Origin of the sequence: Amycolatopsis viridis, assembly GCF_011758765.1 — a bacterium.
Classification (GTDB): Bacteria; Actinomycetota; Actinomycetes; order Mycobacteriales; family Pseudonocardiaceae; genus Amycolatopsis_E; species Amycolatopsis_E viridis.
The window spans coordinates 190896-217469 of record NZ_JAANOU010000001.1 but is presented as its reverse complement, the minus strand read 5'-3'; the positions used below and the strand labels follow the sequence as shown (position 1 = coordinate 217469).

The window sequence follows — 26574 nt, the reverse complement described above, 5'->3', positions numbered from 1 at the left end:
GGGGGAGGCAACGGCAACCATGGAGCCGTATCGCCCGTTGCTCGTGCGGATCGGCACGCTCGCCCGCGCCGACGCACCGCCCGGATGGGAACGGATCGAGCTGCACTTCCGCCAGATCGGTGACCACGCGGAGCTGGAGCCGATCGCGTTCGCCCACGGTTCCGGGCGCACCTACCCGGCGGCGGCCGAGCTGATCACGGCGTTCGGCGAGCTGCGGCGGGCGATGTCCGAGCCGGGCGCAGGCGCCTGGCTCCAGGCCCGGTACGCGCTGCACCCGTCGGGCGAGTTCGACCTGGACGTGAGCACCACCGCCCGGCCGTGGTGGCAGCTGCCGCCGGACGACCTGTGCGCCGCGCTCGAGGCAGAGCTGGAAGCGTTTCCCCGCGCCCCGGAGCACCTGCCGGACTGGTGGCGGCGTGCCGCCGGGTGGCCGCTGGCCACGACGTTCCGGCACGCCCGGGTGGTCGACTCCGGCGAGGACGGCGCCCCGGTGCTGGGACGTCCGCCGGTGCCCGAGGACGAGGTCCCCGCGCTCCTGCGGTACCTGGAAAGCCAGCCCGCGGTGCTGGTCGGCAGCGGTCTCGGCCCGGACATCTTCAGCGGTGGCAGCGAGTCCGACGTGCCGGAGAGCTACCACACCGACGGCACGTGGATCTGGCACGCGTCGGTGCCGCACTACCTGCGCAAGTACGGCACGCCACCGGAGCCGGACTTCCTCGCGCACATCCGGGACCTGGACTTCCAGCCGCCCTATGTCGACAAGGTCACTCGGCGTACGGCGGCGGCCGACCTGCTCGGCCGGTCCCGGCCCAGGGCCGATCCCGCCGAAGCACTGCCGACCAGCGGGGACATCGCGGCCGAGCTGGAGACGAGCACCGACCCGGCGCTGGAGGACGCCGCTCTGCTGGTGGTGCTGGCGCAACGGCTCGCCGAGCACGGCGTGTGGCCCGCCGCCTACCGGCTGGCCGCGCGCGCCGACGGCGCGTGGTGCCTGAACCCGACCGACCGCGGCTGGGAGGTCGCCCGCTACGCCGGTGACGTGCCGGTGCACCCGCAGTACTTCGAGCGGGCCGAGGACGCCGTGCAGCACCTGCTCGGAGCCCTGTTGCTGCACCCGGCGCGGATGACCGGCGGAGCCGAGACACCGCTGGAGACCTCCGCCGAGCTCGCGGACTGGCCGATCCAGCCCGCCGACGGTGAACCGCCGCTGACCCTCCTGCGCAACAAGCGCGTCGTCCGCCTGCCCGCGGCGACGGTGGTGCTGCGCTTCGGCGACGAGAGCGGCAACCTGGTCCACCACGACGAGACCCGTTTCCCGGCGACCTCGCTGCCCATCGAGCGGGATCGCGCGGAGCGGCGCTACCGGCTCCGGCGCACCCTCGCGGTCGTGCTCGGCATCGCGATCCCGTGGGCGAACCTGCCCGGCGGTGGCGTCGCGTACGTCCTGCCGAAACCGCTGAGCGAGCACCTGGCCGACGGAAGCCTGGAAAGGATCGAGTAGTGGAAGCGGCAGAAGCGGTCGCGCAGGTCGAGGGGTGGCTGCGCGAGGTCCACGGGCCGGGGGCGGACCTGCGCGTCGATCACGCCCATCTCGTCCGGCGCCCGGAAGGCTGGTACGTCCCCTACAACTCGACCGGCTACCTCGACCGCGGCGACCTCGGCGAGCGGATCGTGCCGCCGCCGGCCCTCATCGTCCGGACCCCGGAGGGCGACCTGCGGCACGCCTCGCCCGTCAGCGGCGGGCTGAGCATCCCCGCCCAGTACCCGGGCCGCGACCACTGGGCCGAGATGGTCGACCCCGAGTACGCGGGCGCCGGCCTGGGCCGCCTCGGGGTGCCGCTGGAGGCGATCATGGGCTGGCGGCGCCACCTGCCGGACGGCACGGCGACCGGCGATACCCGGCCCAACCCGGAGTACCGGACCGGCCCGAGCCGCCGGGGTTACCCGATGCCGTGGACCACGCTGGACCAGCTCGTCGAGTTCCGCCACGTCGGGTGGCTCGACCAGCGGAAGTTCGTCCTCGGGTTGCTCCAGGAGAGCGTCCTGGTGCCGCTGGCCGGCGGCCACGTGCGGCACCAGTCGGTCCGGGACGGCCGCCGAACGGTCGAGCTGTGGACGTCGTCGCGCTTCTTCCCGCCGGGCAGCCGCGAATGGTTCTGGCTGGACCCCGTCACGCTCCTCGACCACGTGCCGGAAGCCGACCTGGTCATCCACGGCCCGTGGCAGCTGCCGGTCGAGGTGACCACCGAGGAGATCCGCGCGGCGCACGCGGAGTTCCCGCGCCACGGCGACAAGATCGAGGTCACCGGCGAGTGCGTGGAGGGTTCCGCGGAGCTCCGGCGCTGGGCGGCCGACACCGCGGCCCGGATCGGCCTGCCCGAACCGGTGCCGCTGCCCGTCGATGCGGGCGACAGCGCGCGTGCCCACGGCTTCGAGCTCACCACCGACGAGTGCTACCGGGTGGTCACCGGACGAACGTGGGTGCGGCGCATGAGCATGGCGCTGCCGCCGCGGCCGCCGCACGACCCGAGCGCGTTCGGCCTGGCCCCGGGGTACGACGACGACGGCAGGCCCGTGCTGCGGGTGGATTCGTTCGGCAAGTTCGCCGAGGTCGGGCAGGACACCAACTTCAGCTGGCAGCGGCTGCTCGGCGCGTACGTGGGGTTCGCGCTGGGCGAGGCGCTCGGCGCTCCGGTGGACCGGCTCAGCCAGGCGGAGATCGTGCGCGCGCACGGGCCGGACCAGCTGACCGACCTGATCCCGGCGTTCGCCGCGCCCGGGCAGGCCGGGCCGCTCACCCAGCGGCTGCTGTTCCTCACCGAGGCGTTCCTGCGCGGCGGCGTGGACGCGGTGCCCGAGGCGACCGCCCGGTGGCGGTACACGCAGGGCAAGCCGGTGCCGGACGTCGCGGGGTGGCTGCCGCAGCTGAGCGAGCTGCACGCCGTGCGTGACCCCGACCCGGCCGACCTGCGCTCGGGTCCGGTGGTGCTGCTCGGCGCCCTGCCCGGCGTGCTCACCGTGGGCGGCCCGGGCGCGGTCCCCTTCGGTGCGTCCGAGGCCGCGGTGCGGGCCTTCGCTGCGCTGCCCGAATCGGACGAGAACGACCTGACGTTCGCCGTGTTCCTCGGCCTGCTGCTCGAACGGTCGCTGGAACGCCAGTTCAGCCCGGCGCTGTGGGTGTCGGTGGGGCGGGTGCTGCGGGACCGGGAGGGGCCGCGCTGGGACGCGGTGCGGGAGCTGGCCCAACAGTCGGTGATCGCCGTCCCGGAGCGGGGCATGTACCGCATCCCCGAGCCGGAGGCGATCGGCGACGGCCTGGACACGGCGTCCGTCCTCGGTCGCGCGCTCGCCGCGGTGACCGGGTTCGAGAACAACCCGCAGGTCGCGCTGCTGCGCGCGGTGAACCACTCCGGGCGCAGCGCCCTGACCGGCGCGGTCGCGGGTGCGTTGCTCGGGGCCCGCAACGGGGTGCCCGGCCTGCCGCAGAAGTGGGTGGACCAGCTGGAGCTGCGTCCGCTGATCGAGCGGGTCGTCACCGACGTGGCCCGCAGGTTCGAGGGGATCCCGGAGGGGGAGGAACAGCAGCGATGGCTTCGGCGCTATCCGGCGATCCGGCCGTGACGGTGCAGCGCTTCACCGACTGGAAGGCCGTGCTGGACGAGGAGTTCCGGCGCGACGAGTTCCCTGGCCTCACCACCCCGGAAGCGGCGATCGTGCGGTGGATCGAGGTCGACGAGCGCGAGCAGCCGACGGGCAACGTCCGGGAGAACCCCGCGCACGTGCCCGGGCCGGTGTGGCGCGGGATGCCGCCGGGCACCACGCCCGCAGCGAAGCTGACCGGGATGCGCCAGGTCGGCTGGATCGACGACGCGACCCTGCGGCGGCAGCTGCTCGATTGTGAAGTCCTCGTCCCGCTCGGCGACGACGGCGCGCCCGCCCGCCACCGCACCCGCGACGACCGGATCGCCGTGCCCGCCTGCACCTCGACCGCCACCGTCCCGGCCGGCGTGCACCGGTGGCGGCGCATCCGGCCCCGGGACCTGTTGCGGCTGGAGGCGGGGGAGACCCTGCTGGACCTGGACCCCGGGCAGGTGCTGTCGATGGCCGTCGACCTGGCCGACGAGCTCCGCTCCGCCGAGCGGAACCCGGATCGCTTCGTGGACGAAGTGGCCGCCGAGGTGTCCCCGCGCATCTCCGAACTCGCCACCCGCCTCGACGCGGAGTTCGATCTCGAGCCCGGTCTCGTCGCGCGGCGGCTCACGACGGTAGCGGGCTGGGCGCGGCGGAACGGGTACGAGCTCGACGCCGGTGAGTGCGAGCGCTACGCCCGCGGATACGCCCGGTGGGTGGGCAACCTGCGGCTGCGCCACGCCGGCCGGCCGGTCGAGTGGCCCGCCGACCTCGCCGCGCACGGCCTCGTCCACCACTTCGACGACAGCGGCAGGCCGACCCCGCGGCCGTGGACGCTGGGGAAATTCCACGACACGGGCACGCCGTCGGGCCTGTTCTCCTGGCACCGCGTCGTCGGCGCCTACACCGGGTTCGCCGTGGGCGAGTGCCTCGCCCGCGGCACCGGCGACGTGCCCGGACCGATGACGCGGCAGATGCTGCGGCACACCGAAACCGTGCTGCGCGGCCTGCCGTTCATGAACGTCACGGGTGAGGTGCCCTCCGGCTTCCCGCCCGCGCCGAAGCCGGACAGCTGGCTATCGGTGGCGCTCGGGCCAGGTCCGGAGGCGGCGCCGAACCCGCTGACCGCCGCGCTCGCCGCGACCATGACGGCCGGGCTGGAACTCGAAACCACCGGCCTGCCGTACCAGCGGGCGGTGGCGGAGGCGCTCACCGGCGCCGACGGTGAGAACGGCACCGCCGTCGAACTGCTCGTGCGGGTCCTCACCAAGCTGCTGGCCCACAGCGACCTGCCGTGGCCGTTCCACGCGGTGCTGACCGACCTGCGGGAGGCGCGACGGGCGCCGTTCGACGAGATCGCCGCGATCGTGCTCGCCCTGCGCGACGGCCGGGACATCCCGGACGTCGAGCAGATCGAGACGCTCGGCGATCCGGCGAGCCCGCTCGCGGTGGCCGCACGCGCGGTGTTCGCGGCCACCAAGCGGCACTACGACCCGATCCTGGCGATCCAGGTCGCCGGATCCCAGTCCGCCGACCCGCCGCTCGCGGCCGCGCTCACCGGCGCGCTGATCGGTGCCCGCGTCGGAGTGCCCGGCCTCCCCGCCGGCCTGGTCGGCTCGCTGGGGCCGCTGGGCCTGCTGGACAACATCGCCAACGACGTCTACCTGTACTTCAACCTGTACGGCGTCGCGCGGAACAAGTCGCTGCAGGAGGCGTGGGTCCGGCGCTACCCGCCTGGCTAAGTTTGACGGGCCTTTCCAGCGAGCAGGGGGACAGCAGTGCGGTATCGAGTCGAGCTGGCGCATCGCCCGGACGGGTTGCACGCCGTGTGGCGGGGGCGCGTCTTCCCGGCGGAACGTTCCAGCGCGGACGGCACCGTCCTGCTCGTGACACCAGCCGGCGAGGACGCGCCCGCGGGCTTCGACGAGGAGTTCTCCGGCCGGCCGGCGAAGGTCGTGCCGGAAGCCGACATCGCCGTGGCGTTCAGCCTGCAGACGCACTGCCTCTTCGACGACGACCTCTACCGCATCGCCCCGGGCGACGGGTTGACCCTGCGCTGGAACGGGACCGACGAGGTCCGCGCGCGGCAGCTCGGGTTGCGCGAGTTCACCACCACGGCGACGGAAGCCGGGATCACCGCGATCTGGCAGGAACGGCACGACTTCCCGACCGGGCCGCGCCCGCCGGTCGAGGCGGCCCCCGAGGACCTGGTGCGTGACATCGCGCGGCAGCTGCGCGTGGTCGTCCCGGACGGCTGGGAGCGCATCGCGGCGCAGTTCCGGCAGGTCGGGAACTACGCCGAGATCGAGGTGCGCGCGGCCGGCGAGGGCGAGTCGGTGTCGCTGCCCGCGTCGCCACGGCTCGGTCAGCTGTTCAGCGACCTGCGGGCCGCGATGCACCAGCCGGGTGCGGGCACCTGGTGCACGGGCACCTTGACGCTGGTCGCGCCCGCCGAGTTCAGCTTCGACTACGACTCGGCGGCGGAACCGAACTGGCGCCGGAGCCCGGTCGGCCGCCCAACAGCCGGCGTGTACGAGGCCGAGCTGGCGCAGTTCCCGCGCGAGCGCGACCAGGTTCCGGACTGGCTGGCGGCGAGGGCCGGGCTGCCGGTCCACGTGGCGTTCCGGCACGCGGCCGTCGTGGACGCACCGGGCGAGCCACCGGTGGTCAACCGGCAGGCCCTGCCAGCGGAAGAGGCCCGCGCGCTGTTCGACTACCTCTTCCGCGCACCGGTTGCGGTCAGCACACCGAACCGGCTGCCCGACCTGTTCGCCCCCGCCGGCCCGCCGGACACACCGGACGCCTTCCACACCGACGGGGTGTGGATCTGGGCTGCCGCGGTACCGCACTACCTGCGAAAATACGGGCTGCCGCCGCAACCGGAGCTGGTCGAGCACATCCGTGCGCAGGGCTACCGGGTGCCGAGCGTGCCCGCGCACCTGCGGGCCGCAGCGGAGGCCGAGCTACTGGGCAAACCGCTGCCACCGCAACCGGATGCCGGGAACGCCGACGCGGTGACGCGCGCCGAGCGCGGCGAGGACCCGCCGTACGGCTTGCGGGCTTCCGAGGTGCTGACCGTGCTGGAGCGCCGGCTGGCCGAGCACGGGATCACGCCGTCGGCGTACCGGATCGGCGAGCGGGCCGACGGCGCGTGGAGCCTGCGGCGGACGGAGCAGGGCTGGGAGGTGACCGCCCCGAACGGAGCGGCCGCGACGACGTGCGCGCGAGTCGAGGAGGCGGCGCGGTTCCTGCTCGGCTCGCTGCTGCTCTACCCGGTGCACGCGGTGGACGATTCGGGCGAGTGGCCGGTCGCCCCGCTGCGCGGCGAGCCCCCGCTGACGCTCTACCGCGCGAAACGGCTGGTCACGCTGCCCACGGGAACGACATTGGTCCGGTTCGGCACCGAGACGGGGAACCTGCTGCACGAGGAGCACGCGCGGTTCGCCGAGACGTCCCTGCTGCCGGATCGGGAGGCGCAGCGGGCGCGGTACCGCGTGGCGCGCCCGCTGCGCGTGCTGACCGGCGTGACCATGTCGTGGGGGGTGCTGCCCGGTGGGGCGGTGGCGTACTTCCTGCCGCACCCCATCGGACAGCACGTCGAAACCGGCGCGCTGGAGCGGCTCTAGGACTCGCGGCCCTCCAGCAACTCGGCTATGCGGCTCATGCCGCCCGCCATCATCGCGAAGCCGTTCCGCATTTCGGTTTCCATCCGCTCCAGGTGGTCCTCCACCCGATCCAGCCTGTTCTCGACCCTGCCCAGCCTGTTCTCGACCCTGCCCAGCCTGTTCTCGACCCGGCCCAGCCGGGATCCGTGCTCGAGCTGCGTCTCACGCAACGCGTTGAGCACCTTCGTGTGGGCCTGCAGCTGCGCCTTGAGGTCGCCGACGTCCTTGGACGCGGCGGTCGCCAGCACCCTTGCGGCGGCGGCATCGTCACGAGCTTCCCGGGCGATCTGCAGAGCTTTGATGGCGAGTCTCCGGGTTTCGTTCTGTTCCTCGGTCATGCGCGGCAAGTTATCCACCGCGGATCAGCCCCTTTCGCTGCGAACGCGCCGTGCCGCGTGCTGCCTCGGCAATCATCGCGGCATCCAGAGCGTCACGCGAGTGCCGCCGCCGGGGCTGGACTCGACCTGGGCCTGACCGCCGGCCTCGGCCAGGCGGGCGGTGATCGACTGGCTGATGCCGAAACCCGGGGGGCGGTCCGCCGCGTCGAAGCCGGTGCCGTGGTCGCGGATGATCACCGCGACGCCGCCGTCCCGGTCTTCTGCGCGGACGACGACCCGGTCGGTGCCGGAGTGCTTCAACGTGTTCCGCAACGCCTCGCGTGCCGCGTCCCGGATGGCGATCTGCCGCACCTCGCTCAGGGTGTCCGCGTCGAGCTCCGCCATCACCAGCTGGGCGCGCAGTCCGTCGCGGGCCATCTCCGCGGCCAGAGCCGCCAGTTTCTCGCCGAGGGCACCGCTGCCGTCCGCGCCCTCGATCGCCTGCCGCACCTCGATCGCCTGGGCGCGGGCCAGTCGTCGGATCTCGCTGAGCTGGTGTTCGCTGCTGCCCGTGCCGGGCAACGCGATCGTCTCCAGTGTTTGCAGCACCGTGTCGTGCAGCATCCGGTGCTGCCGTGCCCGTTCGGCCTCGCGGCCGTGCCGGATGCCGTAGGCCAGCGCGAGCCGGGTGCCGAGGCCGAGCAGGATCAGCGCGCCCGTCGCGGTGACCAGCACCCCGATCATCGTCGGCAGCCCGGCGACGGCTTGTTTCACGTTGAACACGCCGGTGTTCAGGAGCCAGGCCAGCCCCGCGAGGGGGACGCCGAGCAGCATCAACGCCAGCCCGTAGCCGGCGCCGAGCGCGAGGGTGAGCAGCGCGACCGCGCCGAGCAGGTGCTTGCCCGGCACCTGCATCGCCGCCGCGAACGCCGGCTGGGGGACGGCCGCCCCGACCACCAGGTTCGCCGCGATGGTGGCCAGCACGTCGAGCACCAGCAACCGTCCGGCGGCGCGGTCGTGGAACGGCGCGGACCGGAACAACCAGGTCAGCCCGAACACGTTCCACGCGATCAAGCATGCGGCGACCGCCACCACCGGCGCCACGCCGCCGTGGCCGTCGGCGAGGAACGCGACCAGCGCCCCGGTCACCGCCAGAATCCGGTAGGCGAGGGGGACCATCGCGACGTACCGGGTGGCCCGCAGCAGCAGGTTGTCCGGCGCCGCCGGTTCGACCGGGCCGGCGATCCGCCGCATTCGCCGCAGCGGGGCGGCCGGTGCGGGGTCGGCGACCTCGAGGTCGTCCAGCCCGCCGGTCACCCCGGCCATCGCGGGTGCACCGCGCCGCAGCAAGGTGCCGAGGTAACTGGCCGCGCGCGGTGGGGACATCACGACCTCCCGGTCGTCTGGGCGAGCCGGGGAATTACAGCCCGTTCTCCGCGGCCCAGCGGTGCAGCTCGGCGACCGCCTCGTCGTGGTCGAGCGGGCCGCGGTCCAGCCGCAGCTCCTTCAGGTGCTTCCACGCCTTGCCGACCATGGGGCCGGGCGGCAGGCCGAGGATCTTCATGATCTCGTTCCCGTCGAGGTCGGGCCGCACCTTGGCGAGGTCCTCCTCGGCCTGGATGCGGGCGATCCGCTCCTCGAGCTCGTCGTAGGTGCGTTGCAGCGCGGCCGCCTTGCGCTTGTTGCGGGTGGTGGAGTCGGCGCGCACCAGCTTGTGCAGCCGGGGGAGCAGGGGACCGGCGTCGGTCACGTACCGGCGGACCGCCGAGTCGGTCCACTCGCCCTTGCCGTAGCCGTGGAACCGCAGGTGGAGGAACACGAGCTGGACGACGTCCTCGATGATCTGCTTGGGGTACTTCAGGGCGCGCAAACGCTTGCGGGCCATCTTCGCGCCGACCACCTCGTGGTGGTGGAAGCTCACCCCGCCGCCAGGCTCGAACCGGCGGGTGGCCGGCTTGCCGATGTCGTGCAGCAGCGCCGCCAGCCGGAGCACCAGGTCCGGCTCGGCGTCCGGGTCGTCGCGCCGCTCCAGCGCGATCGCCTGTTCCAGCACGGTCAGCGAGTGCTGGTAGACGTCCTTGTGCTGGTGGTGCTCGTCGATGGCCAGCCGCATGCCGGGCACCTCGGGCAGGACGTGGTCGGCCAGTCCGGTGTCGACCATCAGCTCCAGGCCGCGGCGCGGGAACCGGCCGAGGAGCAGTTTCGACAGCTCGGTCTGCACCCGCTCGGCGGTGATGCGCTCGATCTCGCCGGCCATCTGGGTCATCGCGGTCACCACGCGCGGCGCGGGCGCGAAGCCGAGCTGGGCGGCGAACCGCGCGGCACGCAGCATGCGCAGCGGGTCGTCGGCGAAGGACTCCTCGGGCGTAGCCGGGGTGTCGAGCACCTGCTTCCGCAGCGCGTCCATCCCGTCGTACGGGTCGACGAACTGCTTGGTCGACAAGTCGATCGCCATCGCGTTGACGGTGAAGTCGCGGCGCTTGAGATCACCCTCGATCGTGTCGCCGAAGGTCACCTCGGGATTGCGGCTGACCCGGTCGTAGACGTCCGCGCGGAACGTGGTGATCTCCAGCGTCGACCCGCGCTTGGTCACGCCGACGGTGCCGAAGGCGATACCCGCCTCCCACACGCCGTCGGCCCAGCCGCGGACGATCTTCAGGATCTGCTCCGGGCGGGCGTCGGTGGTGAAGTCGAGGTCGGCGGACAGGCGGCCGAGCAGCGCGTCCCGCACACTGCCGCCAACCAGGTACAACCGGTGGCCGGCCGTCGCGAACAGCCCGGCCAGCTCGTCGGCGAGCGGCGAGATCCGCATCAGCTCGGTCACCGCGTTCCGTTTCGCGGTCAGCTCGTTCACCGGGATCGAACCGCCTCCGAGGTGAACTGGGTGGACGCAACCATGACAGACACGAGGGACCAGCCTACCCATCGACCAGGAGTGAACAGTCAGCTACGCAGTACCGGCCGCACACGGCCGCCACGCACTAGCATCGCAGCATGTCTGGATCGGCCGGTCGCTCCGGCGGGGGTAAACCGCGGCGCCGGTCGCGTCGCCGACGCAGCAGGCGGATGACGACCTCCGTGGAGACCTCCGCCGGCGGCCTGGTGCTCGACCCCGCCCGGGAGAACGCCGTCCTGATCGGCAGGCTGGACCGCCACGGCAAGCTGCTGTGGTCCCTGCCGAAGGGGCACATCGAGCAGGGTGAGACGAAAGAGCAGACTGCGGTGCGCGAGGTGAAGGAGGAGACGGGCATCTCCGCGCAAGTGCTGCGGCCGCTCGGCACCATCGACTACTGGTTCGTGGCCGAGCGGCGGCGGGTGCACAAGACGGTGCATCATTTCCTGCTGGAAGCCACCGGTGGCGAGCTGTCCGACGAGGACTCGGAGGTCACCGAGGTGGCCTGGGTGCCGGTCGCCGACCTGGAGACCCGGCTCGCCTACACCGACGAGCGCAAGCTGGTTCGCAAGGCCAGGGAGCTGTTCGGCGACGACACGCGAGCGACTGAAGGAGTGCCGGAGTGAAGCGGTTCGCCGCCACCGGGTTGGTTGCGTTCCTCCTCGCGATGCTCGTCCCGGTCACCGCGGGTGCCCAGACCGATGCGCCGAGCCGCCTGCGGCTGGACGTCGCGCAGCTCAACCCGCGCGTGGTCACCGCGACTTCGGCGACGCTCAACGTCGCCGGCACCGTGACGAACGTCGGCGACCGGCGGATCAGCAAGCTGCAGGTGCGCCTCGAACTGGGTGAGAAGGTCACCACCGAACGCCAGGTGCGGGCCGCGATGAGCGGCACGGCCGCGGCCGCGGTGTCGAGCACCGACTTCATCGACATCGAGCCGTCCACGCTCGAACCGGGTCAGACCGGCCAGCTCGCGGTCACGGTCCGGCTCGACGGCACGCGCGGCAACCTGCGCATCGGCAGCCCGGGGCTGTACCCGCTGCTGGTCAACGTCAACGGCACCCCGGCCTACGGCGGCCCCGCTCGGCTGGCGTCGATGAGCATGCTGCTGCCCGTGCTGTCCGCACCCGGCAAGACCGTGACCGGCCAGGACAACCCCGCGGCGGCGTTCACGATGCTGTGGCCGATCGCCGACACCCGCCCGCGGATCGTGGCCGCGCCGCTCGGTGGCACCGCGGTGCTCTCCGACGACGTGCTGGCCGGCGAGCTGCGCCCCGGCGGCCGCCTCTACGCCCTGGTCGAGTCGGCGAGCGCGGTCCGCGACGATCAGCAGGTGACCCGGTCGCTGTGCTACGCGATCGACCCGGACCTGCTGGACACCGTCGAGGCCATGTCCCACGGCTACCAGGTCCGCACCGCCACCGGCACGGTCGGCGGCACCGGCGCGGAGACCGCCAAGATCTGGCTTCAGTCGCTGCGTGAGCTGGTCGCCGGGCAGTGCGTGGTGCAGCTGCCCTACGCGGACGCGGACCTGACCGCGGTGACCAAGGTCCGCGGCGGCGACCTGCTGCCGTTCGCGCTGGACACCGGCGCACGGGTGCAGGAGTTGCTCGACGTCGCACCCCAGAACGGCGTGCTGTGGGCCGACGGAGCGCTGGACCAGAGCACGCTGACCGCGTTGGGTAGCGCCGGGGTGCGCACCCTGATCACCGATCCGGTGGATTCCGCCACCACTCCGGCAGCCGGCCCGGTCCGGCTGGACGGCACCCAGCTGCGCGCCCAGCAGGCCGACCCTCTCGTCCTGACCGGGCTGGCCGGAGCCCCCGGCGCGGCGGCGACGTCGGAGACGCCGGTGGACGACCCCGATATCGCCGCCCAGAACGGGCTGGCGGCGCTCGCGTTCCGCGGTGGCCTGTCCGGGACCCCGTCCCGCCCGGTCCTGGTCGCGCCGCCACACCGGTGGACCGCTTCACAAGACGAGCTGACCGGGTTCCTGCGCAACGTGGGCGACTTCGTCCAGCGGGGCATGCTGACCCCGCTACCGCTGCCCACGCTGCTGACGGCGGTGAGCACCGGCAGCGCGAAGATGACCTACACGGCCGAAGACCTCGCCACCGCGACGCCGTCGTCGGTCACGGAGCAGATGAACTCGATCGAGTCCACGATGGCCGACCTGCAGGGCGCGATGCAGATCGACCCGGCCGCCCGGGTCCAGCCGGCCGAGCTGCTCGAACCGCTGCGGTTCGCGTTGCTCCGCAGCACGTCGTCGGCCTGGCGCCCGACGCGGGGTGCGGCGGAGGCGTCCGCCGCCGACGCGCGCTCCGAGCTGGACGGCCTGCTCGGCCGGGTGACAGTGGACACCCCGTCGGTGCCGATCTCGATGGCGTCCGGGTCCGCGCCGCTGCCCGTGTCGTTCAACAACCGGCTGCCCGTGCAGATCGCGGTGCGGATCTCGCTGAGCAACACACCCGGCCTGCGGGTCGAGCAGGTGCCGGACCGCCTGATCCCGGCCGGCCTGGGCGGCAGCGAACGGATCCCGGCCGAGGCGCTGCGTGCCGGTGTGTTCAACCTGACCGTGTCGCTCACCACTCCCGGCGGCACGCCGCTGGGCCACCCCGCCCGCTTCGAGCTGCGGTCGAACGAGTACGGCGTGGTGACACTGGTCCTCACGATCGCGGGTGCCGCGGCACTGGTCCTGCTCTCCGCGCGGCAGATCTACCGTCGTGTCCGGGCGCGCCGGGCCTGACCGACTACTCTGGGGTGCCAGAACCGGACCGGCGAGGATTGGGCGCGCGTTGGACAGAGACCCGGGGTGGCCACCCGAGCGTCCCGCCGACCGCGCAACCCGGCGCCCGCCGCCGGAGCGCGCTCGGCAGGAGGAGACCCGCCGCATCCCGCCCGCGGTGAACGGCAGGCCGCGGCCGCAGCGGGCGACCCGCCAGCAGGGGCAGCTGCCCCCTGAGCGGATCGCGCAGCCGCCGCGGCACCAGCCGCCACCGGAGCGCAGCCAGCCGGTCCCGCCGACGGGCCGGCAGGCCCCGCCGGACCGGCGGCAGCCGGTGCGTCCGTGGCGGCAGGAGCGTCAGCGGCCCCAGGACAGCATGCCGTTCGGGGCGCCGCCGCTGCCGCCGAACGACCCCGACGCGACGCTGCTGATCCCGCGGATCAGCGGTGTGCAGGGCAGTAGCCGCTGGCCGGTGGCCGACCCGGACGTGCTGCGCCCCTACGACGCGCTCGCGACGCGGATGATGCCGCGCATCTCGGCCCCGCCGTCGGCCTCGTTCGGCGAGGGGCCGGGCCTGGACGCGACCGGGTTCCACGCACCGGTCGAGGCGCCGGAGAAGCCGGTCGCGCCGTCGCTGGCGAAGTCCAGCAGCCGGATCGCGATCGCGTCCCTGATCAGCCGGATCACCGGGTTCCTCTGGAAGATCCTGCTGGTGTGGGCCGTGGGCACCGGCGTGGTCAACGACTCGTTCAACATCGCCAACACGCTGCCGAACATCGTCTTCGAGCTGCTGCTGGGTGGTGTGCTCAGCAGTGTCGTGGTGCCGCTGCTGGTCCGGTCGCAGGACGACAAGGACGGCGGCCTGGCCTACACGCAGCGCATGCTGACGGTCGCGTTCGTGCTGCTCGTGATCGGCACGGTGATCGCGGTGGCGGCCGCGCCGTGGCTGACCTCGCTGTACCTGGACGGTTCGCCGGGCAAGACCAGTCCCGAGCTGACCACGGCGTTCGCCCGGCTGCTGCTGCCGGAGATCCTGTTCTACGGCCTGTTCGCGCTGCTGTCGGCGGTCCTCAACGCCAAGCAGGTCTTCGGGCCGCCCGCGTGGGCGCCGGTGGTGAACAACCTCGTGGTCATCGTGACGCTGGCGGTGTTCATGCTCACCCCGGGGAAGATCAGCTACGACCCGGTGGAGATGGGCCAGCCGAAGCTGTTGCTGCTGGGCATCGGCGTGACGCTGGGCATCGTGGTGCAGGCGCTGATGCTGGTGCCGCCGCTGCTGCGCAGCGGGTTCCGGTTCAAGTGGCGCTGGGGCATCGACAAGCGCATGAAGGAGTTCGGCGGGCTCGCGCTGTGGATCCTCGGGTACGTGGCGGTCAGCCAGATCGGCTTCACCGTCAACACCCGGGTGCTGACCACCGGTGACCCGGGCGGCGTGACGATCTATTCGAACGCGTGGCTGCTGTTCCAGCTGCCCTACGGCGTGATCGGCGTCTCGCTGCTGACCGCGATCATGCCGCGGCTGTCGCGCAACGCCGCCGACGGGGACACCCGCAAGGTGGTCGCCGACCTGTCCTACGCCTCGCGCATCTCGACCGTGATGCTGGTGCCGATCGCGGCGGTCATGTCGGTGATCGGCACGTCGGTCGGTGTGGCGCTGTTCAGCGGCGGGCAGAACACGACCGCGGATGCATCCCGGCTGGGCGAGGCGCTGGCCATCTCGGCGTTCGGCCTGCTGCCGTACGCGCTGGTCATGCTCCAGCTGCGGGTGTTCTACGCGATGAAGGACGCCCGCACCCCCACGTTGATCATGGTCGTGATGACCCTGGTCAAGATCCCGCTGCTGTACCTGTGCCCGGTGCTGCTCGACCCCAAGACCATCGTGCTCGGCGCGATGATGGTGAACTCGCTGACGTTCGTGGTCGGCGCGATCATGGGCCAGGTCTGGCTGTGGGTGAGCCTGGGCAACCTGCGCAGCAGGCGCGTGCTCGGCGTCATCCTGTTCACCTTGGTGGCGAGCGTGCTGGGGGTGGCCGCCGCCGTCGCGGTGGGCTGGATCGTGCCGGACTTCGGCCCCAGGCCGACCGCCTGGATCAAGCTGATCCTGCAGGGTGTGGTCGGCTTGGGCGTGTCGTTCGGCGTGCTCGCGCTGCTGAAGGTGGACGAGCTGGCACCGGCCACGAAGAGAATCACCCGTTTGATCAAGCGCGGGTAACGAACGACGCAGGCGATCAGTCTGTCTGATGCCGCGGGTTCACGTACCCTCGACCTCGAGACGCGGAAAGCGAGCGTGGGGTGAACGAGAAGCGGAGCGAGCAGTCCGGTCCGACCCGGACGGGCGTCCGCGCGCGGGGAGGCTCCCTCGCGCCGGGCAGCGTCGTCGGGGACGGCCGGTACCGGTTGCTCGCCCAGTTCGGCATCGACGAGCGGGCGGGCGCCCACCTGTGGCGTGCGCGGGACGGCCAGCTGCGGCGGGACGTCGCGCTGACGCTGCTCGTCGGCGACCCCGCGGACGCCGAAGCCGCACGTCAGGCGCGTAAGACCCTCGAAAGGGCCACGCACGCCGCGAAGTTCAACCACGAAGCGGTCGCCCGCGTGCTCGACGTACTCACGCTCGGCAACGGGATCACCTCCGGTGAGGGCCTGCTGGGCGTGGTGGTCACCGAGTGGACCAAGGGCACCGACCTGATCGACCTGGTCGCCGACCGGCCGGTCCAGCCGCTCGCGGCGGCCCGGATGGTCCAGCGGCTGGCCGAGGCGGTCGAACGGGCCCACCACTCCGGCCTCGTGCTCGGACTGGACCACCCGCAGCGCCTGCGGCTGACCACCGAGGGCTCGCTGCGTCTGGCGTTCCCCGGCCCGCTGCCGGACGCGACGCTGCGCGACGACGTCAAGGCCATCGGCGGCATCCTGTACCTGCTGCTCACCGGCCGGTGGCCGCTGCCGGGCGGCCCGGCCGCGATCCCGGCGGCGCCACACTCGCCGAACGGGCGGCTCGTGCCGCCGCGGTCGCTCCAGTCATCGGTGCCGCAGGAACTGTCGTCGCTGGCCGTGCGCACGGTCGAGGACGGCGGCCCGGGCGGTATCCGCACCAGCGCCGCGATCGTGCGTGCGCTGGAGATGGCGGCCGAGGCCGAGGAGCGCACACAGCTGATCAAGGCCCAGATGGATGCCGACGGCGACAACACGATCTGGACGACGAAGAAGCCGGTGAAGGACCGGGCGCGGCGCCGCAAGCTCGCGCTCGGCGTCACCGTCCTGGTCGTCGCCGCGGTCGGCATCCTCGCCTGGCTGGGCATGCTCGCGATCAGCTTCTTCCAGGACGACCCGGGCACGGGCGGCCCGCCGATCAACGTGGCGAACCCGACCACGCCGGTGTCCGCGCCGGCCGGCTCGTCGTCCGTGGCACCCCCACCGAGCGGCGGTCAGGCGCAGATCGGTGCGGCGGTCGGGCCGTCGAGCGTCACGGTCTACAACCCGGACGGCAACGGCGACAACACCAGCCGCGCCCGCAACGCGGTGGACGGCGACCCGGGCACCATCTGGCGCACCGACCAGTACCGGCAGCAGTTCCCGGCCATCAAGGAGGGCGTCGGCCTGCTCGCGAGCTTCGACAAGCCGATCAACCTGGCCAAGGTCACGATCGCCGCGAACAGCCCGGGCACCACCGTCGAGATCCGCCTCGCCAGCTCGCGTGACCCCGAGCTGGCCGATACGCGGGTGGTCGGCACGGCGACGCTGAACGGGGCCACCACCGACGTCACCCTTGCGCAGCCCCAGCAGGCGCAATACGTGATCGTCTGGATCACGAAGCTGAGCAACACGGACAAGGGCTTCCAGTCCCAGATCGGCGAGTTGACGTTCCTGCCCGCCCAGTAGTGTGCTGCGGGTGACCGCAGCTGCACCAACGGACGCCGACCTCCTTGCGGCGCACGCGTCGGGCGATCCGCACGCGTTCACCGAACTGGTCCGCCGGCATCGGGACCGCATGTGGGCGGTGGCCCTGCGCACCCTGCGCGATCCCGAGGAAGCCTCCGACGCCCTGCAGGAAGCCTTCATCTCCGCCTTCCGCGCGGCGGCGAACTTCCGCGCGGAGTCGCAGGTCACCACCTGGTTGCACCGGATCGTGGTGAACGCGTGCCTGGACCGGATCCGGCGCAGGCAGGCCCGCCCGACGGTGCCCCTGCCGGAGACCGGGGTGCAGGAGCCCGCGACGCCGCGGGACTCGATGGCCGACCGGGAGACCCGTCTGGTCATCAAGGATGCGCTGGCCCAGCTCCCGGAGGACCAGCGCTTACCGATCGTGCTGGTGGACGTGGAGGGGTACTCGGTGAGCGAGACCGCCCGGATGCTGGGCATCGCCGAGGGCACCGTGAAGAGCCGCTGCGCCCGGGGCCGCGCCAAACTCGCCAAAGTTCTCGGTCACCTCCGGAACCCGGATGCACCGGTAGGCGTCCCAGCTTCCGAAAGCAAACGGGAGCGCGGCCGGCCTGGGGCACAGCGCGAGAGGGAGGGACGATGACGGACGAGAGTCGGGGGATCGAGGCCGCCGGCCCGCCCTGGTCTGTCGACCTGCTCGCCGACCTGCACGCCGGTGCCCTGGACGCCGCGGAGGCCGCGCGGCTGTGGCCGCGGGTGCACGCCGATCCCGAGGCGCGCGCGATCGTTGCGGCGCTGGAGGCGACCACCGCCGGCCTGGCGGACCTGCGCGCGGACGTGCCACCCATGCCGGCCGAGTACGCGACCCGGCTGGACGCGGTGCTCGCCGAGGAGGCCCGCCGGGCGTTCCCGCCGCCGCAGCAGCCCGGCCTGGCGCCGGTGGTGAGCCTCGACGCGGCCCGCCGCCGGCGGACCAAGCGGCTCGGCTGGATCAGCGGGGTGGTGGCCGTGGCTGCCGCCGCGGTGGCCGCCGTCGCGATCGCCACCCCCAGCGGCCCCGCACCGTCCCCGGGCGGGAACGTGGCCGCGCCGGCTCCCGGCCAGAGCGCCGCGCAGCCGCCGTTGAACCTCCGCGGCGACCAGGCCGCGAGCGCGGCCGGCCAGCTCCAGGGCACGTTCGACTACGGCCCGCTGGGTACGGCGGACCGGCTGCACGCGTGCCTGTCCGCCGCCGGGTTCGCCGACACCGCGAAGCCCATCGGGGTCCGGCCGGGCAGCATCGACGGGCAGCCCGCCGTGCTGACCTTGCTGACCACGGGGCAGCTGGCCAAGTTCCGGCTGATCGCCTTCGCCCCGACCTGCGGTGCGGGTGACGCCGGCGTCCTGCTGGACAAGGTGATCGGCTGACGCTGCTCCGTCACGGGGGCGAGCCGTGTCACCCCGGGAACAGCGGACCCTACGATCGTGTTGAGCCTGGTACGCAGGTCACGACGAGCGGAGGTCTACGGGTGGCAGCGGAAAACGTTCGGAACCTCATCATCGTGGGGTCGGGTCCGGCCGGGTACACGGCCGCGGTGTACGCCGCGCGTGCCCAGCTGGAACCGCTCGTCTTCGAGGGTTCCCAGTTCGGCGGCGCGCTGATGACCACCACCGAGGTCGAGAACTTCCCCGGTTTCCGGGACGGCATCCAGGGCCCGGACCTGATGGAGGAGATGCGCAAGCAGGCCGAGCGCTTCGGCGCGGAGCTGCGGGCCGAGGACGTGGAGAAACTCGAGCTGGACGGTGACGTCAAGTACGTCACCGCGCACGGCACGCGTTACGCGGCCAAGGCGGTCATCCTGGCCATGGGTTCGGCGGCCCGCTACCTGAACGTTCCCGGCGAGCAGGAACTGCTCGGGCGTGGCGTCTCGGCCTGTGCGACCTGTGACGGGTTCTTCTTCCGCGAGCAGGACATCGCGGTGCTCGGCGGTGGCGACTCGGCGATGGAGGAGGCCACCTTCCTCACCAGGTTCGCCCGTTCGGTGACGATCGTGCACCGGCGCGAGGACTTCCGCGCCTCCAAGATCATGCTCGAGCGCGCCCGCGCCAACGAGAAGATCAAGTGGGCGCTGAACAAGCAGGTCGTCCAGGTCGTGGGGGACACCACCGTCGCCGGCCTGAAGCTCCGGGACACCGTCACCGGCGAGGAGTCGGTGCTCGACGTCACCGGTTTCTTCCTGGCGATCGGGCACGACCCGCGCAGCGAGCTGGTCAAGGGCCAGATCGACCTCGACGCGGAGGGCTACGTCCTGACCAAGGGCCGCTCCTCCTACACCAACCTGCCGGGTGTGTTCGCCGCCGGTGACCTGGTCGACCACACCTACCGGCAGGCCATCACCGCCGCCGGCTCCGGCTGCTCCGCCGCCATCGACGCCGAGCGCTGGCTGGCCGAACACGCCGGCACCGAGAACGCCGAGGTCGCGCCCGAGCTCGTGGGCGGCGGCTACGGCCCCGCGAACTGATTCCAGCCCGTACCGAGTTAGGGAGATGAAATGTCCGACACCGTCAAGGTGACCGACCAGTCCTTTGCCGACGACGTCCTGACCAGCGACAAGCCGGTCCTGGTGGACTTCTGGGCGACCTGGTGCGGGCCGTGCAAGATGGTCGCCCCGGTGCTCGAGGAGATCGCCGCCGAGCACAAGGACAAGCTGACCGTCGCCAAGCTCGACATCGACGAGAACCCGGGCACCGCCCGGGACTACCAGGTCATGTCGATCCCGACGCTGATCCTGTTCCAGGGTGGCAAGCCGGTGAAGCAGATCGTGGGCGCGAAGCCGAAGGCCGCGCTGCTCTCGGATCTGTCTGACGTAATCGCCTGACCCGGGCAACCCAGACCCGGGGGTGCGCGTCTTCCCAGGACGGCCCCCCGGGTCTTTCCATGCCACCCGCCCGGATGACGCACCGACCGGCCCCACGTGGTCACGGAGAGTTCTCAGGGCAGAATGGGTACTCGAGGCTAGCCCGATACTGTTTGTGCCGCATCGGTTTTTGATCGATGCCCAAGGAAGAGCGAGGAGTGCATGCGGGTGCTCCGCCGCGGCGACGTCGGGGACGATGTCGCTGAGATCAGGTCGATGCTGGCCTCGATCGGCCTGCTCCGGCCGGACGCCGGCAACCTGTTCGATCACGAGGTCGAACGGGCCGTTCGCGGTTTCCAGCAGCGGCGTGGCCTGCTCATCGACGGCGTCGTCGGGTCGGCCACCTACCACGTGCTGCGTGGCGCGACCTTCCACCTGGGCAGCCGGCCGCTGGCCTACCTGATCTCCGCGCCGGTGCACGGCGACGACGTGTTCACGCTGCAGGACCGGCTCACCGAACTGGGCTACGACGCGGGCCGCCCGGACGGCGTGTTCGGCCCGAAGACGGAGCAGGCGCTGCGCAGCTTCCAGCGCGACTACGGCCTGGTCATCGACGGTATTTGCGGCCCGGCGACGGTCCGCGCCCTGCGCCAGCTCTCCCCGCGTGCCCGGGGAGGGCGTCCGGTGCTGCTGCGCGAGCAGGAGCAGGTTCGCCAGTCCGGTCCGCGGCTGCGCGGCAAGCGGATCGTCATCGACCCCGGTCACGGCGGTGCCGACCCGGGCGTCGAGATCGCCGGGCTGCGCGAGGCCGACATCGTGTGGGATCTGGCGCGCCGGCTCGAGGGCCGGATGAAGGCCACCGGCATGGAGGCCCTGATCTCGCGCGGCCCGGACAACGGCCCGGCCGAGGCCGAGCGGGCCGCGTTCGCCAACAACGCGGGCGCCGACCTGTTCCTGTCGCTGCACTGCGACCGCAATTCCTCGCCGCACGCTCAGGGTGTGGCGTCGTTCCACTTCGGCAACGGCCTTGGCACCACGTCCACCGTGGGTGAGCTGCTGGCCGGCTACCTGCAACGTGAGGTGGCCGCCCGCACCGGTCTGCTGGACTGCCGGACGCACGCGAAGACGTGGGACATCCTGCGGCTGACGCGGTGTCCGGCGGTGCGGATGGAGATCGGCTACCTGAGCAACCCGGGTGACCGCGCGAAGCTGTCCGACCCGGCGTTCCGCGACATCGTGGCCGAGGGCATCCTGATCGCGGTGAAGCGGCTGTACCTGCTCGGCGAGGGCGATCAGCCCACCGGTACGTTCACCTTCGCCGACGTACTGGCGCACGAGCTCGCCAAGGCCGAATAGGCAGCAGTCATCCACAGGAAGCTGTGGACGACCCCTGCCTTGTGGACCGTTTCTGTGGATAACTCTGTCTAGGCGCGGGCCGCGCTCGGCTCCGCCGTGGTGATGCTCACCTGACCGAGCAGTCGTTCGAGGGCGGCTTCGACGTCTTCCTTCCAGGACAGCGCCGAGCGGATCTCCAGGCGCAGCCGCGGCCACTTCGGGTGCGGCCGCACGGTCTTGAAGCCGACCGCGCTGAGGAAGTCGGCGGGCACCACGCAGGTGTGCCCCAGCAGCTCGTTGTCCGCGTCGTCCGGCCGCGCGTCACCGAACGCCTCGATCGCACGCACACCGCGGCGCGTCATGTCCTTGGCCACCGCCTGCACCAGGGTGCGGCCCAGCCCGCCACCACGGAATTCCGGCAGCACCTGGAAGCTCGTCAGCAGCACGGCATCGGCGCTCGGCGGGGACGTGGGGAACGCGATCGAGCGCGGCACCAGGTTCGGCGGCGCGTAGAGCACGAACCCGACGGGCAGTGAATCGCTGTAGATGATCCGGCCGCAGGAACCCCACTCCAGCAGCACCGAGGAGACCCAGGCCTCCTTTTCGACCTCGGTCTGACCGAACTCCTCCGCCTGCGCCCGCAGGTGCGGCGCGAGCTCCCAGTACACGCACCGGCGGCAGTGCTTGGGCAGGTGTTCCAGGTTGTCGAGGGTGACGCCCACGACTCGACGCGACACCTGATCCCCTCCCCGGATTCGCGGCGGCCGGCCTGACGTGCAGCAGGGCACGGCGGATCGCCACAGCCTGCTCGGCCGCATCCGAGAATAGGCGCCTGTGACCCACGCCGAAAGGCCGGGAATATCACAAGGACGAGTGGTTACACTCGGGAAACTGCCCATTCGACCGAGCGAAGTGCGATGACGACGAACCCACCCGAGCACACCGGCCGCCGCGACCTCGATCCCCACCTCGCCCGTTACGCCGCCCGCACGGCCGGCATGACGGCGTCGGAGATCCGAGCGCTCTTCGCGGTCGCCAGCCGGCCCGAGGTGGTTTCGCTCGCCGGTGGGATGCCGAACCTCGCCGCGCTCCCGCTGGACAGCCTGTCCACGCAGGTCGGCGAGATCATCGCGGAGGACGGCCTGGTCGCCCTGCAGTACGGCTCCGCGCAGGGCGTGCCGGTGCTGCGGGAGCAGATCTGCGAGGTCATGGCGATGGAGGGCATCGCCGCGCACTCCGACGACATCGTGGTGACCGTCGGCTCGCAGATGGGCCTCGACATGGTCACCCGGCTGTTCTGCGACCCCGGCGACGTCGTGCTGGCCGAGGGGCCCTCCTATGTGGGCGCGCTCGGCTCGTTCGCCGCCTACCAGGCCAAGGTCGTGCACGTCGTGATGGACGAGGCGGGGCTGGTGCCGGAGGCGCTTCGGGAGGCCCTCGCCGCCGCCGAACGTGCCGGTGAGCGCGTCAAGTTCCTCTACACGATCCCCAACTTCCACAACCCGGCCGGCGTGACGCTCGCGGTGGAGCGCCGGGCCGAGATCCTCGCGATCTGCCGCACGCACGGTGTGCTGGTGGTCGAGGACAACCCGTACGGGTTGCTCGGCTTCGACGGCCAGACCTACCCGGCGCTGCGCTCACTGGATCCGGACAACGTGGTGTACCTGGGCTCGTTCTCCAAGACCTTCGCCTCCGGGCTGCGGGTCGGCTGGGTGCTGGCCCCGCACGCGGTGCGCGAGAAGCTGGTGCTCGCGGCGGAGTCGGCCACGCTGTGCCCGCCGACGTTCAACCAGATGATCGTGTCGCGGTACCTCGCCACGCACGACTGGGTGGGCCAGATCAAGACCTTCCGCGAGAACTACCGGGAGCGGCGGGACGCGATGCTGTCCGCCCTCGAGCAGTACCTCCCGCCGGGGTGCAGCTGGACACACCCGGACGGCGGGTTCTACGTCTGGGTGACGGTGCCCGAGGGCGTGGACACCAAGGCCATGCTGCCGCGCGCGGTCACCGCCCGGGTCGCCTACGCGTCCGGAACCGGTTTCTACGCGGACGGGTTCGGCAGCAGGCAGATGCGGCTGTCGTACTGCTACCCGACGCCGGAGCGGATCAAGGAGGGCGTGCGGCGCCTCGCCGCCGTGCTTGAGTCCGAAATGGACCTGATGCGGACGTTCGGTAACGTGCACATGCGCGCGATCCCCGGGCCGGAGACTCCGTCGCCGGACACGGCCTGATCGCTGTTGCGTCCACAGTAGACTGCTGATTGAGGAGAGTGCCGGCGTGGTTATGCCGACCGTCGCCGTTCTCGCGGGCGGGCTTTCGCATGAGCGCGATGTCTCGCTGCGGTCCGGCCGCAGGCTGTCCGCCGCGCTGCGGGAGCAGGGCCTGACCGTCGAGGAGTGGGACACCGACGCGAGCCTGCTCGACCGGTTGCGCTCCGAGCGGCCCGACGCGGCCGTCGTGGCGCTGCACGGCGGCCAGGGTGAGAACGGCTCGGTGCAGACCGTCCTGGAGATGCTGCGGGTACCGTACGTGGGCACCAGCTCACACGGGTGCCGCCGGGCCTGGGACAAGCCGACCGCGAAGGCCGTGCTGTCCGCCGCCGGGTACGCGACACCGGACTGGGTCGTGCTGCCGCACAGCACGTTCCGCGAGCTGGGCGCGCAGGGCGTGCTGGACGCGATCGTCGACCACCTGGGCCTGCCGCTGATCCTCAAGCCCGACCAGGGCGGATCGGCGCTGGGCGCCCAGGTGGTGCGGGACGCCGCCGAACTGCCGGCCGCGATGGTCGGGTGCTTCGCCTACGGCGACACCGTGCTGGCCGAACGGCTCGTTGACGGGGTCGAGGTGGCGGTGGCTGTCGTCGAGCGGGACGGCGAGCCGGAGGCCCTGCCGGCGGTCGAGATCGTGCCGGAAAGCGGCGTGTACGACTACACCTCGCGCTACACCGCCGGACTGACCGACTTCTTCGCCCCGGCCCGGCTGGGGGAGGAGTCCGCGAAGGCGGTCGGCGAGCTCGCCGTCGCCGTGCACCGGTTGCTCGGCCTGCGGGACATCTCCCGCACGGACGCGATCGTGTCCGCCGACGGCACCGTCCAGTTCCTGGAGGTGAACTCCTCGCCGGGATTGACCGAGACGTCGACGGTGCCGATGGCGATCGAGACCGCCGGCACGTCGTTGGGTGAGGTCTTCGCCGATCTCGTCGCGCGGGCGATCCGCCGGTCCGCCTAGTCCCCGGAACCACCACGGGCCGCCTTCCGGTCGGAAGGCGGCCCGTGCTCGTACTAGATCAAATCATCACCGTGACGAAACGTCCCGGTGTCATTCCTCATCGGTTCCGCCCGCCCGATTCGCCCGATTCGGGTCCATGATCGCCACGATCCGCTCCAGATCGTCGATCGAGCCGAACTCGACGACGATGCGTCCCTTGCGGCGGCCGAGATCGACCTTGACCCGCGTGTCGAAGGTGTCCGACAGCCGGTTAGCCAGATCCTGCAGACCGGGAGCCTGCAACGGCTTGCGGGGAGCGGCCTTCGGCTTGGCCGGCGCCTCGCTCTTCTTGAGGGTCACCGCCTCCTCGGTCGCCCGGACCGACAGACCTTCGGCCACGATCCGGGTGGCCAGCTCCTCCTGCGCCTCGGGGTCTTCGAGCGAGAGCAGTGCGCGGGCGTGCCCAGCCGAGAGCACTCCAGCCGCGACGCGGCGCTGCACGGGGAGGGGGAGCTTCAGCAGGCGGATGGTGTTGGTGATGACCGGGCGGCTGCGACCGATCCGCGTGGCCAGCTCCTCGTGTGTCACCTCGAACTCGTCGAGCAGCTGCTGGTAGGCGGCCGCCTCTTCGAGCGGGTTCAGCTGGACGCGGTGGATGTTCTCCAGCAAGGCGTCGCGCAGCATCGCCTCGTCAGCGGTCTGCCGGACGATGGCCGGGATGTGTTCGAGCTCGGCCCGCTGCGAGGCACGCAGACGACGCTCGCCCATGACGAGCTCGTACTCGCCGTTGCCCAGCTCCCGCACCACGATCGGCTGCATGAGGCCGAACTCGCGGATGGAGTGCTCCAGCTCGGCGAGCGCGTCCTCGTCGAAGACCTGCCGCGGCTGCTTGGGGTTCGGTTTGACCGCGCTGGTCGGGATCTCACGGTAGACGGCGCCCGCCACCTCACCGCCCGGTACGACCTCGCTGTTGGCGGTGAACCAGTCCTTGTCGCCGTTGCGCGGCGGCGTCTCCGGACGCGACGAAGCCGCGTTCTCGCCCGCCGACGGCCCGGTCGGGATCAGCGCGGCCAGGCCGCGCCCCAGTCCACCCCTGCGCTCGGTCATAACATGCCCCTCCTCGTTCCGTTACCGGTTCCGCGCTCGGCCAGCTCCCGTGCCGCATCGACGTAGCTCATCGCACCCCGCGAGCCCGGGTCGTACGCCAGCACCGTCTGGCCGTAGCTGGGCGCCTCGGACACCTTCACGTTGCGGGGGATCACGGTCTTCAGGACGACGTCACCGAAGTGCTCGCGCACCTCGGCGGTCACCTGGTCGGCCAGCTTCGTGCGGCCGTCGTACATGGTGAGGAGGATCGTCGAGACGGTGAGGGCGGGGTTGAGGTGTCGCTGCACCAACTCGATGTTGCTGAGCAGCTGGCCGAGCCCTTCGAGCGCGTAGTACTCGCACTGGATCGGGATGAGGACCTCGCGGGCGGCGACCATCGCGTTCACCGTGAGCAGCCCGAGCGAGGGCGGGCAGTCGATGAAGACGTAGTCCATACCGAGCTGGTCCACCACATCACCGTTGAGAGCTTCCTTGAGCCGCGACTCACGGGACGGTATCTCGACGAGCTCGATCTCGGCGCCGGCGAGGTCGATGGTCGCAGGAACGCAGAACAGGTTCGGAGACTGCTCGCTGACCGCCATCGCCTCCCCGAGCGGAAGGTCCCCCAGGAGCACGTCGTAGATGGAGGGGGTGCCGGAGCGGTGGTCCACGTTGAGCGCGGTGCTGGCGTTGCCCTGCGGATCCAGGTCGATGACGAGGGTCTTGAGGCCGTGCACGGCGAGGGCGGCGGCGAGGTTCACCGTGCTCGTCGTCTTGCCGACACCGCCCTTCTGGTTGGCGACGGTGAGGACGCGGCGCCGGTCCGGGCGGGGGAGGGAGTTGGGGTCCGGGTGCAGCACGCGGGCGGCGCGCACGGCTTCTTCCGCAATGGGGGTCCAGTCTGACGCAGGCGGGGTCACCGGCCGAGCCACCTTTCCGCAATCGACACTGCTGGTTTCACGTGGAACATGGGTCGCTTCATGCTGATCCGGCCTCCGCAAGC

Annotated in this window: 21 protein-coding genes; 15 read left to right on the top strand and 6 right to left on the bottom strand. The window is 71.9% G+C overall.

The annotated features are described in order from the left end of the window. Nucleotides 1–19: 19 nt before the first annotated feature. From FHX46_RS01075 to FHX46_RS01060, 4 genes are read left to right on the top strand one after another with little or no spacing between them, the layout of a single operon-like run. On the top strand, nt 20–1501 hold the full coding sequence (locus tag FHX46_RS01075) for a TNT domain-containing protein (RefSeq protein ID WP_167109799.1): 1482 nt from the start codon (nt 20–22) through the stop codon (nt 1499–1501). Then, nucleotides 1501–3621, top strand: coding sequence for an ADP-ribosylglycohydrolase family protein (locus FHX46_RS28955; protein ID WP_167109797.1), 2121 nt, complete (start codon nt 1501–1503; stop codon nt 3619–3621). Before FHX46_RS01075 ends, FHX46_RS28955 begins: the two co-directional genes overlap by 1 nt. Then, complete coding sequence (locus FHX46_RS01065; RefSeq protein WP_167109795.1) at nt 3588–5372, top strand: hypothetical protein; 1785 nt, start codon at nt 3588–3590, stop codon at nt 5370–5372. The genes FHX46_RS28955 and FHX46_RS01065 overlap by 34 nt, the downstream gene beginning before the upstream one ends. Nucleotides 5373–5408: 36 nt before the next feature. After that, nucleotides 5409–7256, top strand: coding sequence for a TNT domain-containing protein (locus FHX46_RS01060; protein ID WP_167109793.1), 1848 nt, complete (start codon nt 5409–5411; stop codon nt 7254–7256). On the opposite strand, the gene FHX46_RS01055 is transcribed toward FHX46_RS01060, so the two are convergent. The 3 genes from FHX46_RS01055 to FHX46_RS01045 form a co-directional block, all read right to left on the bottom strand. After that, nucleotides 7253–7633: a hypothetical protein gene (locus tag FHX46_RS01055; RefSeq protein ID WP_208399955.1), complete on the bottom strand. Its 381-nt coding sequence runs from the start codon at nt 7631–7633 to the stop codon at nt 7253–7255. The two genes, FHX46_RS01060 and FHX46_RS01055, sit on opposite strands and share 4 nt — an antisense overlap. A gap of 72 nt (nt 7634–7705) precedes the next feature. Next, complete coding sequence (locus tag FHX46_RS01050) at nt 7706–8998, bottom strand: sensor histidine kinase (RefSeq protein WP_167109791.1); 1293 nt, start codon at nt 8996–8998, stop codon at nt 7706–7708. 34 nt (nt 8999–9032) lie between these two features. Continuing rightward, entirely contained in the window at nt 9033–10466 is a 1434-nt protein-coding gene (locus tag FHX46_RS01045) for a CCA tRNA nucleotidyltransferase (protein ID WP_167109789.1), read from the bottom strand. Between the two features lie 140 nt (nt 10467–10606). Here FHX46_RS01045 and FHX46_RS01040 point away from each other — a divergent pair, with 140 nt between their 5' ends. The 9 genes from FHX46_RS01040 to FHX46_RS01000 all read left to right on the top strand — a co-directional run bounded on the left by FHX46_RS01040 (nt 10607) and on the right by FHX46_RS01000 (nt 21299). Continuing rightward, nucleotides 10607–11131: an NUDIX hydrolase gene (locus FHX46_RS01040; protein ID WP_167109787.1), complete on the top strand. Its 525-nt coding sequence runs from the start codon at nt 10607–10609 to the stop codon at nt 11129–11131. Then, nucleotides 11128–13251 (top strand): DUF6049 family protein, encoded by a 2124-nt coding sequence (locus tag FHX46_RS01035; RefSeq protein WP_167109785.1) that lies wholly within the window; start codon nt 11128–11130, stop codon nt 13249–13251. The genes FHX46_RS01040 and FHX46_RS01035 overlap by 4 nt, the downstream gene beginning before the upstream one ends. Nucleotides 13252–13564: 313 nt before the next feature. Next, nucleotides 13565–15442 (top strand): murein biosynthesis integral membrane protein MurJ, encoded by a 1878-nt coding sequence (gene murJ / locus FHX46_RS01030; RefSeq protein ID WP_449224099.1) that lies wholly within the window; start codon nt 13565–13567, stop codon nt 15440–15442. Between the two features lie 80 nt (nt 15443–15522). Beyond that, the gene (locus FHX46_RS01025) at nt 15523–17106 is read left to right on the top strand and encodes a protein kinase family protein (protein ID WP_167109783.1); all 1584 of its coding nucleotides are present in this window, start codon (nt 15523–15525) and stop codon (nt 17104–17106) included. A gap of 10 nt (nt 17107–17116) precedes the next feature. After that, nucleotides 17117–17749: an RNA polymerase sigma factor SigM gene (gene sigM / locus FHX46_RS01020; RefSeq protein WP_167109781.1), complete on the top strand. Its 633-nt coding sequence runs from the start codon at nt 17117–17119 to the stop codon at nt 17747–17749. Next, nucleotides 17746–18513, top strand: a complete 768-nt coding sequence (locus FHX46_RS01015; RefSeq protein ID WP_167109779.1) for a hypothetical protein — start codon at nt 17746–17748, stop codon at nt 18511–18513. Before sigM ends, FHX46_RS01015 begins: the two co-directional genes overlap by 4 nt. 101 nt (nt 18514–18614) lie before the next feature. Beyond that, nucleotides 18615–19607, top strand: coding sequence for a thioredoxin-disulfide reductase (gene trxB, locus FHX46_RS01010; RefSeq protein ID WP_167109777.1), 993 nt, complete (start codon nt 18615–18617; stop codon nt 19605–19607). A 30-nt stretch (nt 19608–19637) separates the two neighbouring features. After that, nucleotides 19638–19964: a thioredoxin gene (gene trxA / locus FHX46_RS01005; RefSeq protein ID WP_167102057.1), complete on the top strand. Its 327-nt coding sequence runs from the start codon at nt 19638–19640 to the stop codon at nt 19962–19964. A 201-nt stretch (nt 19965–20165) separates the two neighbouring features. Beyond that, the gene (locus tag FHX46_RS01000; RefSeq protein ID WP_167109775.1) at nt 20166–21299 is read left to right on the top strand and encodes an N-acetylmuramoyl-L-alanine amidase; all 1134 of its coding nucleotides are present in this window, start codon (nt 20166–20168) and stop codon (nt 21297–21299) included. 68 nt (nt 21300–21367) lie between these two features. Here the strand turns inward: FHX46_RS01000 and FHX46_RS00995 are convergent, their stop codons facing one another. Continuing rightward, a complete protein-coding gene (locus FHX46_RS00995; protein WP_313885982.1) occupies nt 21368–22015 on the bottom strand; it encodes a GNAT family N-acetyltransferase in 648 nt (215 codons plus the stop codon). A gap of 180 nt (nt 22016–22195) precedes the next feature. Here FHX46_RS00995 and FHX46_RS00990 point away from each other — a divergent pair, with 180 nt between their 5' ends. Together FHX46_RS00990 and FHX46_RS00985 are read left to right on the top strand one after the other, a co-directional pair. Then, nucleotides 22196–23509: an aminotransferase-like domain-containing protein gene (locus FHX46_RS00990; RefSeq protein WP_167109774.1), complete on the top strand. Its 1314-nt coding sequence runs from the start codon at nt 22196–22198 to the stop codon at nt 23507–23509. 46 nt (nt 23510–23555) lie between these two features. Beyond that, nucleotides 23556–24506, top strand: coding sequence for a D-alanine--D-alanine ligase family protein (locus tag FHX46_RS00985; RefSeq protein WP_167109773.1), 951 nt, complete (start codon nt 23556–23558; stop codon nt 24504–24506). A 90-nt stretch (nt 24507–24596) separates the two neighbouring features. Here FHX46_RS00985 and FHX46_RS00980 read toward each other — a convergent pair whose 3' ends face one another. Together FHX46_RS00980 and FHX46_RS00975 are read right to left on the bottom strand one after the other, a co-directional pair. After that, the gene (locus tag FHX46_RS00980; RefSeq protein WP_167109772.1) at nt 24597–25592 is read right to left on the bottom strand and encodes a ParB/RepB/Spo0J family partition protein; all 996 of its coding nucleotides are present in this window, start codon (nt 25590–25592) and stop codon (nt 24597–24599) included. Next, the gene (locus FHX46_RS00975; RefSeq protein WP_167109771.1) at nt 25589–26491 is read right to left on the bottom strand and encodes a ParA family protein; all 903 of its coding nucleotides are present in this window, start codon (nt 26489–26491) and stop codon (nt 25589–25591) included. The genes FHX46_RS00980 and FHX46_RS00975 overlap by 4 nt, the downstream gene beginning before the upstream one ends. Between the last annotated feature and the right edge of the window lie 83 nt (nt 26492–26574).